We start from the raw sequence: 1,520 nt of genomic DNA on the forward strand, positions 1-1,520 counted from the left end.
CATAGTGTGAGAGCAGCCACAGCTTTGCTGCTTGCCATTGACTGTAGTGCCCGATTCTTAGTATTTGCTGGAAGGGGTCGGGGCCCCACCGGCAAATGCTTAGAATCGGTTTATCCGTGTTACAATTTCGTGTAGGATGGTACCGTTAGGGTTTATTTCACCCATCCTTCGAAGCCCCAATGACACGGATAAAAACAAAGTCAATGGTGGCATTAACACGAGGCAATCCTCTTATTCGTTGAATGTATCATAATTCTTTAGATACTGTTTATCTTCCCAACTCTCATTGATGTCCATCAGCACCGATCCAATGATTCGAATAGCCGATTGTTCATTCGGAAATATAGAAATCACTTTTTCCCTTCTACGCACTTCCTTATTCAATCGTTCAACCATATTCGTCGTCCTAAAGTGTTGATGATATCTGGATGGCTGTGAATGAAACTGCATGGCATCTTCGAAGCCATTATCTAGTATTTCTATTGCTTTTTGAAGGCCTTTTATATCTTGGTATTTATCCATAAAACGCTCTTTTAGCTCATTAGCATGTTTGCGTTTAGAGGTTTTGAAAATAGCTTTAAGATCCTCTTTCACTTCTTCCATATTCTTTTTAGGCATTACATTTATAATGTTTTGTATTAAATGAAACGTACATCTTTGCCAAGAGGTACCTAAGAAAGACTCTTTAATGGCTTTAACTAATCCAGCATGGGCATCGGAGATAACCATGTTTGGTGATTGAATACCACGGGATTTTAGATGTTCAAAAAAGCTTGTCCAGCTGGCTTCAGATTCTTTATGGTCTACCTTTAAACCAATAATCTCTCGGTATCCTTTTTCATTGACGCCGCATGCGATATAAACTCCTTTAGAGACGACACGGCCCCCTTCGCGTACTTTGATATACATCGCATCAACGTAAATATAAGGAAAGTAGTATGCGTTTAAAGGACGATTTCTCCAATCGTTAACAATTGGATCTAACGATTTCGTAATGTCAGAAACAAAGGATTTAGAAACTTTCTTACCACATAATTCTTCAACAATATTGGAGACTTTTCTAGTGGATACTCCATTGATAACCATCTCCATCATAGAAATGACAAGGGCTTGGTCGTAACGCTCATATCTTTTAAAGGCCGTGGGAGAAAACTCCCCATCTCTCGTACGGGGCACTTTTAACTTCAGGGAACCTACTCCAGTAACTAGTTCACGTTCATAATAACCATTCCGATAACCTCTACGGTTGTCCGTACGCTCATGAGAAAGAGCATTGATATACTCGTCTCTTTCTTTTTCCATAAGAGAATTTAGAATCAAGGACAGCGACGATTTAACAGGCGATTCTAACGAACTATTTTCGACTTTCTCTTTTAGTTCTTCTAAATTTATAGTAATATTTATTTGGGTCATCTTTTCCTACCTCCATGTGTTGTTTTCTTGGTCGAAAATATTTTAACATGGGTCTGGAAGATGACCTATTTTTTTATACCTTTTTACACAATTATAAGGACGTTATC

The 1,520-nt window shown here is 38.5% G+C and carries 1 protein-coding gene; it reads right to left on the minus strand.

Translation table 11 applies throughout. The annotated features are described in order from the left end of the window. Nucleotides 1-231 precede the first annotated feature (231 nt). Nucleotides 232-1,413, minus strand: coding sequence for an IS256 family transposase (locus M3210_RS19875; RefSeq protein WP_251518025.1), 1,182 nt, complete (start codon nucleotides 1,411-1,413; stop codon nucleotides 232-234). Nucleotides 1,414-1,520: the final 107 nt, after the last annotated feature.

The organism is Oceanobacillus luteolus (genome assembly GCF_023715655.1).
GTDB lineage: Bacteria > Bacillota > Bacilli > Bacillales > Amphibacillaceae > Oceanobacillus > Oceanobacillus luteolus.

What these genes read in the sequence shown, in the direction of transcription:
- M3210_RS19875 (WP_251518025.1), bottom strand. Translation starts at nt 1,413, where the DNA reads ATGACCCAAATAAATATTACTATAAATTTAGAAGAACTAAAAGAGAAA.